This window comes from Campylobacter concisus, from assembly GCF_050447445.1.
GTDB lineage: Bacteria > Campylobacterota > Campylobacteria > Campylobacterales > Campylobacteraceae > Campylobacter_A > Campylobacter_A concisus_BI.
Window position 1 is genome coordinate 943,465 of the sequence record NZ_JALMFW010000001.1, and the last position, 13,835, is coordinate 957,299.

Sequence of the window (13,835 nt, forward strand, 5' to 3'; positions counted from 1 at the left end):
TTTTGATTTTTAAAAACCTCATTTTAGTCCTTTTTTGATTTAAACTAACTAAATAAGCTTTTAAAAATTTACTTTTTTAAAAAGAAATTTTGAAGTTTTGAGATGTATAATTCTGTAACAATTTTCAAAGGAGCTATCTTGCTTGATATATCACTTATAATGCTTGGAGCTGGAAATTCTAGTCGTTTTGAGCTACCAGTAAAGAAGCAATGGCTTCGAATAGGAAGTGATCCTCTTTGGTTATTTGCCACTAAAAATTTGAGTAACTTTTACACATTTAAAGATATTGTCGTCGTTAGTAAAGAGTGCAAATATATGTCTAAATTTGCTCCAAATTTTAAATTTGTTAATGGCGGTGAGACTAGACAAGATAGCCTAAAAAACGCACTTGAGCTGATTAATAGTGAATTTGTCTTAGTTAGTGACATCGCTCGCCCTTGTATCTCAAGCGAGCTTTTTCATAAGATCATCGAAGCTGCATCTCAGGCTGACTGTGTAGTTCCTGCACTAAAGATAGCTGACACTGCATATCTTGGAGAAAATGCAATCGATAGAGAAAAGGTAAAACTTATCCAAACACCGCAGCTCTCGCGCACAGCACTTCTTAAAAAAGCTCTTAGTAGCGGAGAAATTTACACAGATGATAGCTCGGCCATGAGAGCCATTGGCGCAAGCGTTTGGCAAATTTTAGGCGATGAAATAGCAAGAAAGATCACTTACAAAGAAGATCTTGCCAAAATTTCTGCTTTAAAAGAGCCCGAAAATGAAGTCTTTGTGGGAAATGGCTTTGATGTGCATGAGTTTGAAAAAGGTCGTCCTTTGATTCTTTGTGGCGAGAAGATCGACTATGAGTTTGGACTAAAGGCTCACAGCGACGGCGACGTAGCACTTCATGCACTAACGGATGCTATCTTGGGAGCTGCTGGGCTTGGCGACATAGGCGAGCTTTTTCCTGATACGGATGCCAAATTTAAAGATATTAGCTCCATTTACTTGCTTGAGGAAGCTTATAAAAGGGTGCAAAGTGTGGGCTTTGTGCTAACAAACGCTGATATCACGATAATGGCGCAAAAGCCAAAACTTTCAAAACTAAAATCAAAAATGGAGGCAAACATCGCGCAGGCTCTAAATTTAAGCCAGAGCCGCATAAATGTAAAGGCGACGACGACTGAAGGACTTGGCTTTGTCGGCAGATGCGAAGGGATCGCTGTCATGGCAAGTGCTAGCCTTAAATTTTACAACTGGACACAAATATGAAAATTTTAATAGTAGAAAATGAAATTTACCTAGCTGGCTCGATGGCTAGCAAACTAGCTGACTTTGGCTACGACTGCGAGATCGCAAAGAGCGTCAAAGAGGCTTTGAAATTTGAAAATTTTGACGTAGTGTTACTTTCTACTACACTTCCTGGGCAAGACTTCTACCCAGTCATAGAGAAATTTAAAAGCTCTATCATCATCTTACTCATCGCCTACATCAACAGCGACACCGTGCTAAAACCGATACAAGCGGGCGCGGTGGATTACATCCAAAAGCCATTTATGATAGAAGAGCTAGTTAGAAAGATAAAGCATTTTGAGGAATTTAGAAATTTCAAAAACGAGATCAAAAATTACGAAAGCTATGTAAATTACGCTTTAAAAGAGTATGAAATTTCTAGCTTTGAAGCAAAAAAGATAAAATTTCCACTGCTTTTAAAATCAAGCAAAAGCGGATACAGCGATAAATTTATATTTAGCTACGTAAAAGCTTGCAAATTACCATTTTTATTTTTAGGCAAAGCCTGTTTCTCTGAGCTTGAAAAGGCACTAGCCAAAAATAGTGATGAGCTAATCTATATGACAAATTTAGAGGAGCTAAAACAAGAAGAAAAAGAGAAAATTTTAGAAATTTGCAAAAAGAAAAAAGTCGCGATATCAACTAGCGATTTTGCACAAAAAGCACCATTTGACGAGCTTGAGCTTTCAGGACGCGATAAAAATTTCAATATCGATGAGATCGTTACGATCGATGAATATATAAAGTACGTAATCGTTAATTATCAAGATAAATTCCCTGATACAGAACTTAGCAAGAAGCTTGGAATTTCTAGAAAATCACTTTGGGAAAAGAGAAAGAAATATGACGTCAGCAAGAAAAAATAGTGAAATTTCTATAAATACCGAAGTTTTTGGTGCTTTGGAGCTAATAAAAAATAAAATTCTCTCAGATTACGACTCGTTGATGGACGATGAACAGATAAAAGAGGTGAGCAAAAAAGGCTATTTTAATGGCGAGCCGATGCCGTATTCTTTTGGATTTGCTCCATTTGGCGAGCTAAATCAAAATATTACTAGTAAGCTTGCTCCTGGACAAAAGGTAAATCTAAATCTTGATGGTAAGATCGTTGGACACATCAATGTTGCCAAGGTCTTTAAATTTGACGAGAGCATGAGAGCTAAAAATATATTTTTAGCAAATGAAGCCAGCAACGATAAAGAGCTAAATTTAGGCAAGTACGGCATCAGTGGCGAATTTGAGCTTTATGATGAAAGTATGCAAATAAGCAAAAATGCACTAAATGATCTAATAAAAGAAGATGGTGCAAAAAAGATAACGGCGGTCTTTTTAACGGCTGATCCATTCAATAGAGCTCACGAGCGCCTTGTTAGAATGACTATTGACAAGGCTGATTTAGTAATCATTTTTTTAATACGAACACGTGAAGAAAAGCATGTTGATTACGAGATTAGAAAGCAAGTGCTAGATTATTTTATACAAAATTATTTGCCGACAAAAAAGGTCTTTGTCTTTGCTTTAAAAAACACAACTCTTTTTAGCTCACATGCAAACCCAACACTTGAGTGTATTGCTGCTTCAAGATTTGGGGCAAATAAGCTAGTCATCGGGCAAAACCACTCAGGGATTGGAATGTTTTTTGATCACAATGAAGCTCATACGATTCTTGATATTTATAAAAACGACCTAAATTTAGAGATAATCGTGCTGCCAGAGCTAGTTTATTGCAATAAATGCAAGACACTAGTTAGCACCAAAAGTTGCCCGCACGGACAACATCATCAGATCAAATATCATCCAGATGTTATCAAGGAGCTGCTATTTAACGGCATTATGCCTCCAGCAATTCTTGTGAGGCCAGAAATTTCTGCACTGATTTTAAGCAAACTCTTTACAAATCGCTTCAAAGACGTGCAAAAGCTTTGTGATGATCTTTTTGTAAATTCAGGACTACTTGAAAACAAAACTGACCGCGATTTTTACGAAGAGCTTATGAAGCTTTATCAAACATCATCGATGACTTAAGGAAATTTATGCAAAAACTATTTTTGACTTTTTTTGGATTTGGACTTTTGCCAAAAGCACCTGGCACTTGGGGTTCTATCGCTGGCGCTGTGGTAGCTTATTTTGTGCTTTATTTTTTATCATCAACCACGCTTTTTCTAGCTAGTATTTTGCTATTTTTGGTAAGCATTAGCGTTATAGATGATTTTGAAAAAAAGGTAAATTCTCACGATGAAAGTTTTATCGTTATAGACGAAGTTGCTGGAGTTTGGCTTGCTATTGCCATTAGTGGAGCTACGATCTCTCAGCTAATACTCTCGCTTGTGCTTTTTAGAGTGCTTGATATTAAAAAGCCTTCGATAATAGGTGGGATCGATCGCAATGTAAAAGGTGGCCTTGGTGTAATGGGCGATGATATGGTAGCTGGCTTTTTTGCTGGATTAATTAGCGCAATAATATACGGGGCTGCTATAAAATTTGGCATAACTTTGCCGTAAAAATATAGATTTTTGGCAAAGTTATATAGGCTTAAATATCTTTTATATAAATTTTAAGCAAGTCCTAGCTCATTTAAAACAGAACTTAAATTAACCGAGCTACTATTCTTACTATTAAGATTTTTTTGCTTCTCTAGCAGAGCTTGATTAGCAAGTGCTACATTTAGCTCTTTGCGATAATCACTTAAAATTTTATCCATTATTTTAAGCAGCTCATTTTTTTGATCCTGTGTTTTTGCGGGATCATCTATGCCTAGAAGTTCTGTTAGCTCCTTTTTCTTTTGGGCTATTTTCTCTTCTATCTTGTTAGAATTTAGCTCACTTATAAAACCAACTGCGCCAATTTCAGTAAGTCTTTTTTTAAACTGTTCAATCTTATCTGAAATTTTTGCATCGCTTGCGATCTTATCCATAGCAAGGCTTAAAATTTCATCAAAACTATTTTTTTTATCCTTAGTTTTGCTTGAGCCTGATTGCAATAAATAATCGATTATGTCGTTATTTTGTACCTTCATATATCTCCTTTTACTGTATTGAGATATATTTTATAAGCAAGATTTATTCCTAAAAGTTAATCTCTTTGGCTGTTTTTGCTTTTTGTAAGATAAAACTAGCAAACTCATCACTAAAATTTGGGCACCAAACAACCTTGTAGAAGCTAAAATTTAGCTCTTTTGCGATCTTTGCATACTCAATAACTAGCTCAAAAATGGTCTCAGAGTTATCTATACAAAAAGAGAGCGGATAGATAAGAGCCTTTTTACTCTTACACTTTGCCAAAATTTCATTTAGTGAGGGCTCTAGCCATTTTACAGGGCCAAGGCGCGATTGGTAGGCTAAATTTATCCCTTTGAAGTTTAATCCACTATCTTTTATCATTTTGCTTAAAATTTGCACATGCTCATTTATGTGCTTTTCGTAGACATCGCCTTTATCGATAATTTTTTGAGGCAACGAATGAGCCGAAAAGATAAGCTCCACATCGCTTACATCTATATTATTTATGGCTTCATTTATGTGCGAGATTATGATTTTGTTGTAAATTTCATCATCATAAAATGGTCCACAAAGCAGAATTTTAGCCTTTACTCCTAACTCATCTTTTGCTTTTTTAAAATCATCTAAACTCGAAGTTATTGTAGTTTGTGAATGATGAGGATAAAGTGGCAAAAGCACTATCTCATCAAAATTTTCGTATTTTTTAAGCACATCTTTTACAAATGGTGAAGTATAGTTCATCGCAAAATCAACTGCATCAAACTCATTTTGTAAGCTTGAAATTTTATCGCAAAGCTTAGCTGTAAGCTCGCAAATAGGCGATTTACCACCTATTTGTTCGTAGTTATGCTTAGCCGTTTTTAGCCTACCTTTTGTGATCATAAAAGCTACAAATTTTCTTAAAAATTTATTCTTTATACCCAAAATATAAGGGTCATTAAACATATTTTTTAGAAAAATTTCTACATCAGCAAGGCTATTTGCCCCACCCATATTTAAAAGCAAAAGTGCCTTTTTCATCAAAACAGCTCCTTAATTTTTATCGCGTCATCAATGTTTGAAAGTTCGATGTTTTCGCCGCTTTGACAAAGGTCATAAAAGGCATCATATTGGGCTTTTATTTCATTGTTTAAAGGATCGGTTTTTAAATTCATCTGACCATTTTCATTTACTCTGTGAAGTTTGTAATCAATAAGATCGCCAAAATAAACACCTTCTTTGGCATTTACTTCTATTTTAAAACGCTCTAAAGAGCCACAAAAAGAATCAGTAATACTCACCAAAATTTGATTTTTCATTTTAATGTTTATTCCAACATTGTCGCATATTTTCGTATTTGTTTTATTTGCCTGAGTATAAAAAAAGCTACAAATTTCACTATCTACTAAATTTTTCGCAAGGTCTATATCGCAAAGTGAAAGCTCGTTTATAATATTTCCCTCGCAAAGTGGTCTAAAATGCGCAATTGAAATGCTATAAATTTCTTCTTCTTTTAAAAGTGCCTTTTTTAATGAAACGATGGTCGGATTAAAGCGCTCATCAACGCCAGTACAAACTCTTACTTTATTTACCACTGAAGCATATTTTATCTCTTTTAGCTCGCTCACACTTTTAAATATCGGTCTTGAAATCAAGATATTTTGGCAATATTTTGCACACTGGCAAAAGGCCTCTACGATCTCATGTTGAGGCAAACAAAGTACGACAGCTTGTGGCTGGGCTACTTCTATAAATTTCTTAAACTCATCAAAAAACGGAGCTCTGCAAGCATCATCTCTATTTTCTTTATCAAAAACTCCACAAACTTCAAATTTGTCAGAACGCCTCAGCTCCATATAGTGCCGCTTGCCAACTAGATTGTATCCAACAATGCCAATTCTGAGTTTCACTAAAGACCTTTTAGTTATAAATTTTTAGGCTATTTTAATTGCAAATCGCTTTTAAACAAATAAATTTATAAAATATATTAAGCAAAAATTAATTTTGTGTTTTTTTATAAATTTACAAACGATTTTTAGCTAAAATCGAGCAAAATTTAAAACTAACGAGGATAAAAATGCAAAATTTAGATATAAGAAAGGCATATCTTGATTTTTTTAAATCAAAAGGTCACGAAGTAGTAGCTTCAGCACCACTCGTGCCAAACGATGCAACACTACTTTTCACAAACGCCGGTATGGTGCCGTTTAAGAGCATTTTCACAGGCGAAGTGCCACGCCCAACACCACCTATCCGCACTAGCTGTCAGACCTGCATAAGAGCTGGCGGTAAGCACAACGATCTTGATAACGTCGGCTACACAGCGCGCCACCACACATTTTTTGAGATGCTGGGCAACTTTAGCTTTGGTGAATACTTCAAAAAAGAGGCGATCTCTTACGCTTGGGAATTTGTAACAGAAGTACTAAAACTACCAAAAGATAAGCTCTACGTCACAGTGCATGAGACTGATGATGAGGCATTTGAAATTTGGAGCTCACACATCGCAAAAGAGAGAATTTACCGCTTTGGCGACCATGATAACTTCTGGCAGATGGGCGATACTGGACCATGTGGCCCTTGCAGTGAAATTTTTTACGATCAAGGGGCCGAACACTTTAACACGCCTGAAGATTACATGGGCGGCGATGGCGATAGATTTTTAGAGATTTGGAATCTTGTTTTCATGCAGTATGAAAGAAGCGCTGATGGCAAGTTAAGCCCGCTACCAAAGCCAAGCATAGATACCGGCATGGGACTTGAGCGCGTTACCGCTATCTTGCAAGGTAAATTTAGCAACTACGACAGCACACTTTTTATGCCGCTAATTAACGAAGTGGCAAAGCTTTGCGGCAAGCCATACGTCTATGAAAGTGGCGCTAGTTACCGCGTAATAAGCGATCACATCCGCTCGGTCACATTTTTGCTAGCTCAAGGTACAACATTTGACAAAGAAGGCCGTGGCTACGTGCTTCGCCGCATCTTACGCCGTGCGATCCGCCATGGATACTTGCTAGGCATAAAAGAGCCATTTATGTATAAGCTTGTTGATAAAGTTTGCGAACTAATGGGCGAGCACTACACCTATTTAAATGAGAAAAAAGCGGCCGTAAAAGAGCAGATAAAGCTTGAAGAAGAGAGATTTTTGGCGACAATCGCTAGTGGCTTGGAGCTATTTGAGAGTGAGCTTAAAAATACAAAAGAAATTTTTAGTGGAGGGGCTGCGTTTAAGCTTTATGACACATTTGGTTTCCCACTTGACCTAACAGCTGATATGCTTAGAGAAAAGGGCTTAAAGGTCGATGAGGCAAGGTTTGACGAGCTTATGAGCGAGCAAAAAGCACGCGCAAAAGCTGCTTGGAAAGGCAGTGGCGACAAGAGCGCGAAGGGTGATTTTAAAGAGCTGCTTGAGAAATTTGGCGAGAATAAATTTATAGGCTACGAAGAGCTTAAGAGTAAAAGTAAAATTTTAGCCCTGCTTGATGAAGAATTTAAAAATGTAGATAGCCTGGACACTGGCAAAGAGGGCTGGGTGATGTTTGATGTCACTCCATTTTACGCTCAAAGTGGCGGCCAGTGCGGTGATAGCGGTAAGATAGTAGGCAAAGCAAATGTGCTTGATACACAAAAATTTCATGGGCTAAATTTATCTTTAGTAAAAACTACCGTGGCACTAAAAGTTGGCGATGAGGTAGAGCTTGAAGTTGGTAGCGACAGAGTAGAGATCGCGCGACATCACAGCGCCACACACTTACTTCACGCAGCCCTTAGAAACGTGCTTGGCACGCATATCGCTCAAGCTGGCTCAAGTGTAGAAGCAGATAGGCTAAGGTTTGACTTCTCTCATCCAAAAGCACTTACTAGCGAAGAAATTTCAAAGGTCGAAAATTTGGTAAATGAGTGGATACTAAATGGTGCTAACTCAAAAACAGAACTTATGAAACTTGAAGATGCTAAAAATAGTGGAGCTATCGCACTATTTAATGAAAAATACACTGATAATGTAAGAGTCGTTAGCTTTGGCGACGTCAGCAAAGAGCTTTGCGGTGGTACACACGTTAAAAATATAGACGAGATCGGATCGTTTTTCATCACAAAAGAGAGCGGCGTAAGTGCTGGCGTTAGGCGTATCGAGGCTGTTTGCTCAAGGGCTGCGCTAAATTTAGCAAAATCATTTAGAGCTGAGATTGATGAGCTAAAAGATGAGCTAAAGAGTGCCGAGCCACTAAATGCGGTCAAAAAGCTAAAAAATGAATTAAGAGTTTTAAAAGATAAACTAAAAAATGCTAAAAATTCTCATGAGCTAGTCTATTTAGACATAAATAAAACCAAGCTTTGCGTCACAAGCGTAGATGGTGGAGATATAAAAACCTTGATAGATGAGTTTAAAAATGAGCATGAAAGTGCTGCTATTTTGCTAATCCAAGCCGATGAGAGTGGCAAAATTTCTCTTGCAGCTGGAGTCAAAAATGCTCCTTTAAAGGCAGGTGCTTGGGTAAAATTTACAGCACAAATCCTAGGTGGCAATGGCGGTGGTAAAGATGACTTTGCAACAGCCGGTGGCAAAGATGCATCGATGATAGAAGATGCGATAAAAGACTCACTTGAGTACGCAAGGCAAGCCTTAGAAAAATGAGTCATTACGATATAGCTTTTATAAAATTTGACCAAGTAGTACTATTTTTGCATGTATGCTTTGTAGCTCTTTTTGTGGGGCTACAAGCCGGTCTTGTGCTTGTTGGAAGTTACTTTATAAAAAATAAATTTGAAGACAAGGAACGCTATCACATCTTACTTCGCATTATAAGACGCTTTGGCATTGCGATTTTCATATTAATCCTTTGCGTGATAGCGACAAGTGTGGTTATAATTTTTGGATTTTATGATGCAAATTTGACAAATCCTATGGCAAGTGCAATGGTGGCAACAAAATGCGCAATAGAACTATTTTTGCTATTAAATTTAAGCTATATATTTTATAGATACAAAAAGGCCTTAAAAGCACTAAGATCGCATGAAATGATCGAGCTAAACGAGAGCTTGATCGTTATAATTTATTACTTCACACCATTAAATTTATTAGCTTCCCTAGCAGCTATTTATCTTGGTATAAGCTATAAGGTATTTTTATGATAACGCTCGCTTCAAGCTCGCCAACAAGGGCAAATTTATTAAAAGATGCTGGTATAAATTTCACTCAAATTTTTTTCCAGTTTGATGAGAGCAAGACAGAAAAGAACGTAAAGCCTGAAATTTATGTTCAAAATGTCGTAAAAGCTAAAAAAGAGCAATTTTTAAAAGAAAATATAGGTCTTAAAAATTTACTCTTTGCAGATAGCTGTGTAGCGTGTGGGGATAAAATTTTAGGTAAAGCAAAGGACGAAAAAGAAGCGATTGCCATGCTAAATTTACAAAGCGGTAACGAATGCAGCGTCTATACGGCGATGATATTTTTAGGCGAATTTGAGCTTATAAACGTAAGTAGGACTACGTATAAATTTAAAAAATTTGACGAGCATGACCTTAATGAATACATAAAAAATAATGAGTGGCAAGGCAAGGCTGGAGCCATGACGATAGAAAATTTTAATAAAAAATACATCATCTCCCAACACGGCGAAACTAGCACGGCCATGGGACTAAATTTAAAAATATTAAAGGCATTTTTATGAAATATATCTTGGCATTTATCTTTATAGTTGCCATTTCGCTTGGCGGAGCATTTTTATATTTTTATTCGCAAGTTAGATTTGATGCTTACGCTATTATTGATTATAAACCAAAGCTTACAACGCAAATTTTTGATAGAAATAACGAGCTCATCGCAAATATCTTTGAAGAAAATAGAATTTATGTAAAGTATAACGACATCCCACCACGTGTCATCGAAGCACTAGTGGCTATCGAGGATACGAGCTACTTTGAGCATGGCGGTATAAACGTAGAAGCCATGGCAAGAGCTGCCATAAAAGATATTAAAGCTAGAAAGCTGGTCGAGGGTGCTTCAACACTAACACAACAGCTCATTAAAAATTTGGCTCTAAGCCGTGAGAAGAAATTTACAAGAAAGATAAAAGAGATCGTGCTTGCCATGAAGCTTGAAAGCGAGCTTAGCAAAGAAGATATCATCGAAAGATACCTAAATCACGTCTATTTTGGACATGGCTACTACGGTATAAAAACAGCAGCTGAGGGATATTTTAGAAAAGAGCTAAATGAGCTAAGCATAAAAGAAGTTGCCATGCTAGTTGGCTTGCCAAAAGCGCCAAGCACCTATGATCCTACAAAGCACCTTGATCTCTCGCTTAGCCGTGCAAATAGAGTACTTGAGAGAATGTATAGCATCGGCTGGATAAATGAGGATGAGTACCGCAAAGGCGTGCTTGAAGAGCCAGCAGTCTTTGATGATACACTCACAAGAAACAAAGCCCCTTACGTAGTCGATGAGATAATAAAAGAGGCCTCTAAAAAATTTGACGATATAAAAACTGGCGGCTATAAGATACAAAGCACAGTTGATCTAAATGTTCAAAAGATCGCTCAAGAAGCTCTAGTCTATGGCTACAATGAAATTTTAAAGCGCGATAAAAAAGCAAATACAGAAATCCTAAATGGAGCTATAGTAGTCACTCATCCACAAAGTGGTCAAATTTTAGCACTAATTGGCGGTATTGACTACGCAAAAAGTAGCTATAACCGTGCCACTCAAAGTAAGCGCCAGCCAGGATCTAGCTTTAAGCCATTTATCTATCAAATAGCACTTGATAGTGGCTACTCAGTCGTTTCTCAAGTGGCTGATATCGCCAGGACATTTGACATGGGAAATGGCAAAGAGTGGACGCCAAAGAATTATAGTGGTGGCTTCCAAGGATATATCACTATAAAATCAGCAATAACCCAGTCGCGTAACCTCGCAACCATAAATTTGCTAAACGATCTTGGTCTTAGCTCGGTTCGTAAACAGCTTACGGATATGGGCTTTAACGATATCCCAGAAAATTTATCTATCGCACTTGGAAGTTTTGGGATTTCGCCACTTGATTTTGCAAAATTTTACTCAATGTTTCCAAATGAGGGCGAGATGGTTGAGCCAACACTTATTAAGCATATAGAAAATAGCTTTGGGGCTTCGATGGACTATGAACCACAAAGAAAGCAAGTGCTAAAACCGGAACAAGCATTTTTAATGACGACACTTCTTCAAAATGTCGTAAATAACGGCACTGGACGCAACGCTAAAATAAACGGCATCCAAATAGCAGGCAAAACCGGCACAACAAATAATAACATCGATGCTTGGTTTTGTGGCTACTCGCCTGACATCGAAGCGATAATCTGGTACGGAAATGACGACAACAGTCCTATGAAAAAGATTGAGGGTGGTGGTAGAACAGCCGCACCTGTGTTTAAGAAATTTATGGAAGGCTACATTAAGCTTTATCCTACTTTAAGACGTGCATTTGAGCAGCCAGATGGTGTTTATAAAGGCTATTATGGTGGCAGTGACGAATACTACACAAACGACTCACCACTACCTCAAAATATACCGGCAAATGACATCATACAAGATCAAGAAAATGATGGATTATTATTTTAGGAAGACAAGATGAGGATTAAAATTTTACTTTGTTTAGTAGTCGCAAGTATTACATATGGCGCTAATCTAAATACAGCCAGCAAAAACGAGTTAATGGGGCTTGGGCTAAGTAAAGGCCAGGCGTTAAACATTATAAAATATAGAAAAGCCCATAAATTTAAAAGCATCGATGAGCTTGAAAGAGTCCAAGGTATTGGCTTTAACGATATGCAAAAAGTTAAAGAAAAACTTAGCATAAAAGAGAATGCAAAAGCCAAAAAAACTGAAGCAAAAAACTCCAAAGGCAAGAAAAAATAATCTTATTTTTTATTTGAAATTTCTAGCCATTTACATTTGAGTCCTATTATTATGGCTTTTTATAAAGGCTGAAAAGTGCTAAATATTAATAAATTTAAAAGTATCAGTTTTTTAAAGTTTCTGATTTTATTTACTGCTTACATATTTTTTATAAATTATATATTTTTATACAAAGGCGTTCTTTCAGGCTTTCTACAAAATAATCAACTCTCTTTTTCTATATTCTTTTTTCTTATATTTGCAATTGTCTTTATCTTAGTTTTCGCTAGTATTTTTTGTATTTTATTTTTACCTTTTTTGCTAAAGCCAGTTGCAATTATTTTGATTTTAGCAAGTGGCATATCTGCTTACTTTATGCAAGTATATGGTGTTATTATATATAAAGATATGTTATTAAACGTCCTACACACCGACACCAAAGAAGCCTTTAGTTACTTTAGCACAGGTTTAGTTTTTTGGATAATTTTTACAACCATCTTACCTTGTGCATATGTGGTATTTGTAAAAATTAACTATGGTAGTTTCAAAAGCGAGTTTAAATCAAGAGTAAAAATTATCTCATTTTCTATAGTTGTGATAGCTATCATATTTTCATTAACGTCTAAAATTTTTATACCATTTTTTAGAGAACACTCGAATTTAAGAACCGCATTGCTCCCATACTATCCCATCTATTCAGCTGTAAAACTAGTAAAATCGATCACACAAAAACCACTACCTTTTACTTATGTAGCAGATGATGCGGTACTAGCTGATGATAAAAAGAAAATTTTAGTTTTGATAGTTGGCGAGACGCAAAGGAGCAAAAACTACTCACTAAATGGCTACGCCAAAAACGATACGAATAAATTTACTAAACAAAAAGATGTGGTAAGTTTTACAAATTTCTACTCATGTGGAACAGCCACAGAGACTAGTGTGCCTTGCCTATTTTCAGACTTAAAGCGAGAAGATTTTAGCAACCGCGAAGCAAAAGCTCATGAAAATTTAGTTGATATCATCAATAAACTTGGCATAAAAACATACTTTTTTGGCAACAATAGCGGCGGTTGCAAGGGTGTTTGCGATAATCTTGATCAAAACCATACTTCAGATCATAGAGCAGAAGGCTTTGATGAAGTGATATTTGATGAGGCCAAAAAGGTCATAGAAGATACAAATTCTACTACCTTTATCGTGTTACACCTACAAGGCTCACACGGCCCTATCTACTACAAAGGCTACCCAAGTAAATTTAAAAAATTCACTCCAACCTGCGACACTGCCGAGCTAAATAAATGCACACCGGATGAGATAGCAAATACCTACGACAACACCATTTTATATGAGGACTATCTACAAAGTGAGCTGATAAACGCCCTTGAAGCAAGAAAAGATGAATTTGAAGTCACCATGTTCTTTTTCTCAGATCACGGAGAGAGCCTAGGCGAAAACGGCATATATTTACATGGTCTGCCTTACTCCATCGCTCCAGATGAGCAAAAACACATCCCAGCCATCGTCTTTTCAAGTAATAATGATCTTTTAAAAAGGCTAAAAATTAGAAAAAATGAAAGTCTTTCGCATGATTTTATATTTAGCTCAGTTCTTGGATATTTTGGAATAAAAACTAGGGCTTATGAGCCAGAATTCGATATTTTTAGGTAGTTTTAGAATATAAATTTTAAAAAGCCAGCCTAGGCAAG

Annotated in this window: 13 protein-coding genes; 10 read left to right on the plus strand and 3 right to left on the minus strand. The window is 36.6% G+C overall.

The window, feature by feature from the left end; genetic code table 11:
• The first annotated feature begins 138 nt into the window (after positions 1-138).
• The 4 genes from MTT30_RS04915 to MTT30_RS04930 are packed head-to-tail and all read left to right on the plus strand — an operon-like array spanning position 139 to position 3,779.
• Positions 139-1,257 (plus strand): bifunctional 2-C-methyl-D-erythritol 4-phosphate cytidylyltransferase/2-C-methyl-D-erythritol 2,4-cyclodiphosphate synthase, encoded by a 1,119-nt coding sequence (locus tag MTT30_RS04915; protein ID WP_429801181.1) that lies wholly within the window; start codon positions 139-141, stop codon positions 1,255-1,257.
• Positions 1,254-2,144, plus strand: coding sequence for a response regulator (locus MTT30_RS04920; RefSeq protein ID WP_429801182.1), 891 nt, complete (start codon positions 1,254-1,256; stop codon positions 2,142-2,144). Before MTT30_RS04915 ends, MTT30_RS04920 begins: the two co-directional genes overlap by 4 nt.
• The gene (locus MTT30_RS04925) at positions 2,122-3,303 is read left to right on the plus strand and encodes a sulfate adenylyltransferase (RefSeq protein WP_429801183.1); all 1,182 of its coding nucleotides are present in this window, start codon (positions 2,122-2,124) and stop codon (positions 3,301-3,303) included. Before MTT30_RS04920 ends, MTT30_RS04925 begins: the two co-directional genes overlap by 23 nt.
• Before the next feature lie 8 nt (positions 3,304-3,311).
• Entirely contained in the window at positions 3,312-3,779 is a 468-nt protein-coding gene (locus MTT30_RS04930; RefSeq protein WP_103604810.1) for a phosphatidylglycerophosphatase A family protein, read from the plus strand.
• Positions 3,780-3,832: 53 nt separating this feature from the next.
• Here the strand turns inward: MTT30_RS04930 and MTT30_RS04935 are convergent, their stop codons facing one another.
• Genes MTT30_RS04935 through MTT30_RS04945 form a run of 3 tightly spaced genes read right to left on the minus strand, consistent with a single transcriptional unit; the run spans position 3,833 to position 6,166 of the window.
• On the minus strand, positions 3,833-4,294 hold the full coding sequence (locus tag MTT30_RS04935; RefSeq protein WP_084109308.1) for a response regulator: 462 nt from the start codon (positions 4,292-4,294) through the stop codon (positions 3,833-3,835).
• 49 nt (positions 4,295-4,343) lie between these two features.
• The gene (hemH, locus tag MTT30_RS04940; RefSeq protein ID WP_429801184.1) at positions 4,344-5,297 is read right to left on the minus strand and encodes a ferrochelatase; all 954 of its coding nucleotides are present in this window, start codon (positions 5,295-5,297) and stop codon (positions 4,344-4,346) included.
• Positions 5,297-6,166 carry a Gfo/Idh/MocA family protein gene (locus MTT30_RS04945; RefSeq protein WP_429801185.1) on the minus strand — a complete coding sequence of 290 codons (870 nt, stop codon included), beginning with the start codon at positions 6,164-6,166 and terminating at the stop codon, positions 5,297-5,299. The genes hemH and MTT30_RS04945 overlap by 1 nt, the downstream gene beginning before the upstream one ends.
• 167 nt (positions 6,167-6,333) lie before the next feature.
• On the opposite strand from MTT30_RS04945, the gene alaS reads away from it, so the two are divergent.
• From alaS to MTT30_RS04975, 6 genes are all read left to right on the plus strand, one after another.
• Entirely contained in the window at positions 6,334-8,892 is a 2,559-nt protein-coding gene (gene alaS, locus MTT30_RS04950) for an alanine--tRNA ligase (RefSeq protein WP_429801186.1), read from the plus strand.
• Positions 8,889-9,389: a 3-isopropylmalate dehydratase gene (locus tag MTT30_RS04955; protein WP_429801187.1), complete on the plus strand. Its 501-nt coding sequence runs from the start codon at positions 8,889-8,891 to the stop codon at positions 9,387-9,389. The genes alaS and MTT30_RS04955 overlap by 4 nt, the downstream gene beginning before the upstream one ends.
• A complete protein-coding gene (maf, locus tag MTT30_RS04960; protein ID WP_429801188.1) occupies positions 9,386-9,928 on the plus strand; it encodes a septum formation inhibitor Maf in 543 nt (180 codons plus the stop codon). The genes MTT30_RS04955 and maf overlap by 4 nt, the downstream gene beginning before the upstream one ends.
• Positions 9,925-11,853, plus strand: coding sequence for a transglycosylase domain-containing protein (locus tag MTT30_RS04965; protein WP_429801189.1), 1,929 nt, complete (start codon positions 9,925-9,927; stop codon positions 11,851-11,853). Before maf ends, MTT30_RS04965 begins: the two co-directional genes overlap by 4 nt.
• Positions 11,854-11,862: 9 nt before the next feature.
• Positions 11,863-12,150: a ComEA family DNA-binding protein gene (locus tag MTT30_RS04970; protein WP_429801190.1), complete on the plus strand. Its 288-nt coding sequence runs from the start codon at positions 11,863-11,865 to the stop codon at positions 12,148-12,150.
• Positions 12,151-12,225: 75 nt separating this feature from the next.
• Positions 12,226-13,797 (plus strand): phosphoethanolamine transferase, encoded by a 1,572-nt coding sequence (locus tag MTT30_RS04975; protein WP_429801191.1) that lies wholly within the window; start codon positions 12,226-12,228, stop codon positions 13,795-13,797.
• Positions 13,798-13,835: the final 38 nt, after the last annotated feature.

What these genes read in the sequence shown, in the direction of transcription:
- MTT30_RS04920 (WP_429801182.1), top strand. Translation starts at nt 1,254, where the DNA reads ATGAAAATTTTAATAGTAGAAAATGAAATTTACCTAGCTGGCTCGATG.
- MTT30_RS04925 (WP_429801183.1), top strand. Translation starts at nt 2,122, where the DNA reads ATGACGTCAGCAAGAAAAAATAGTGAAATTTCTATAAATACCGAAGTT.
- MTT30_RS04930 (WP_103604810.1), top strand. Translation starts at nt 3,312, where the DNA reads ATGCAAAAACTATTTTTGACTTTTTTTGGATTTGGACTTTTGCCAAAA.
- MTT30_RS04935 (WP_084109308.1), bottom strand. Translation starts at nt 4,294, where the DNA reads ATGAAGGTACAAAATAACGACATAATCGATTATTTATTGCAATCAGGC.
- hemH (WP_429801184.1), bottom strand. Translation starts at nt 5,297, where the DNA reads ATGAAAAAGGCACTTTTGCTTTTAAATATGGGTGGGGCAAATAGCCTT.
- alaS (WP_429801186.1), top strand. Translation starts at nt 6,334, where the DNA reads ATGCAAAATTTAGATATAAGAAAGGCATATCTTGATTTTTTTAAATCA.
- MTT30_RS04955 (WP_429801187.1), top strand. Translation starts at nt 8,889, where the DNA reads ATGAGTCATTACGATATAGCTTTTATAAAATTTGACCAAGTAGTACTA.
- maf (WP_429801188.1), top strand. Translation starts at nt 9,386, where the DNA reads ATGATAACGCTCGCTTCAAGCTCGCCAACAAGGGCAAATTTATTAAAA.
- MTT30_RS04965 (WP_429801189.1), top strand. Translation starts at nt 9,925, where the DNA reads ATGAAATATATCTTGGCATTTATCTTTATAGTTGCCATTTCGCTTGGC.
- MTT30_RS04970 (WP_429801190.1), top strand. Translation starts at nt 11,863, where the DNA reads ATGAGGATTAAAATTTTACTTTGTTTAGTAGTCGCAAGTATTACATAT.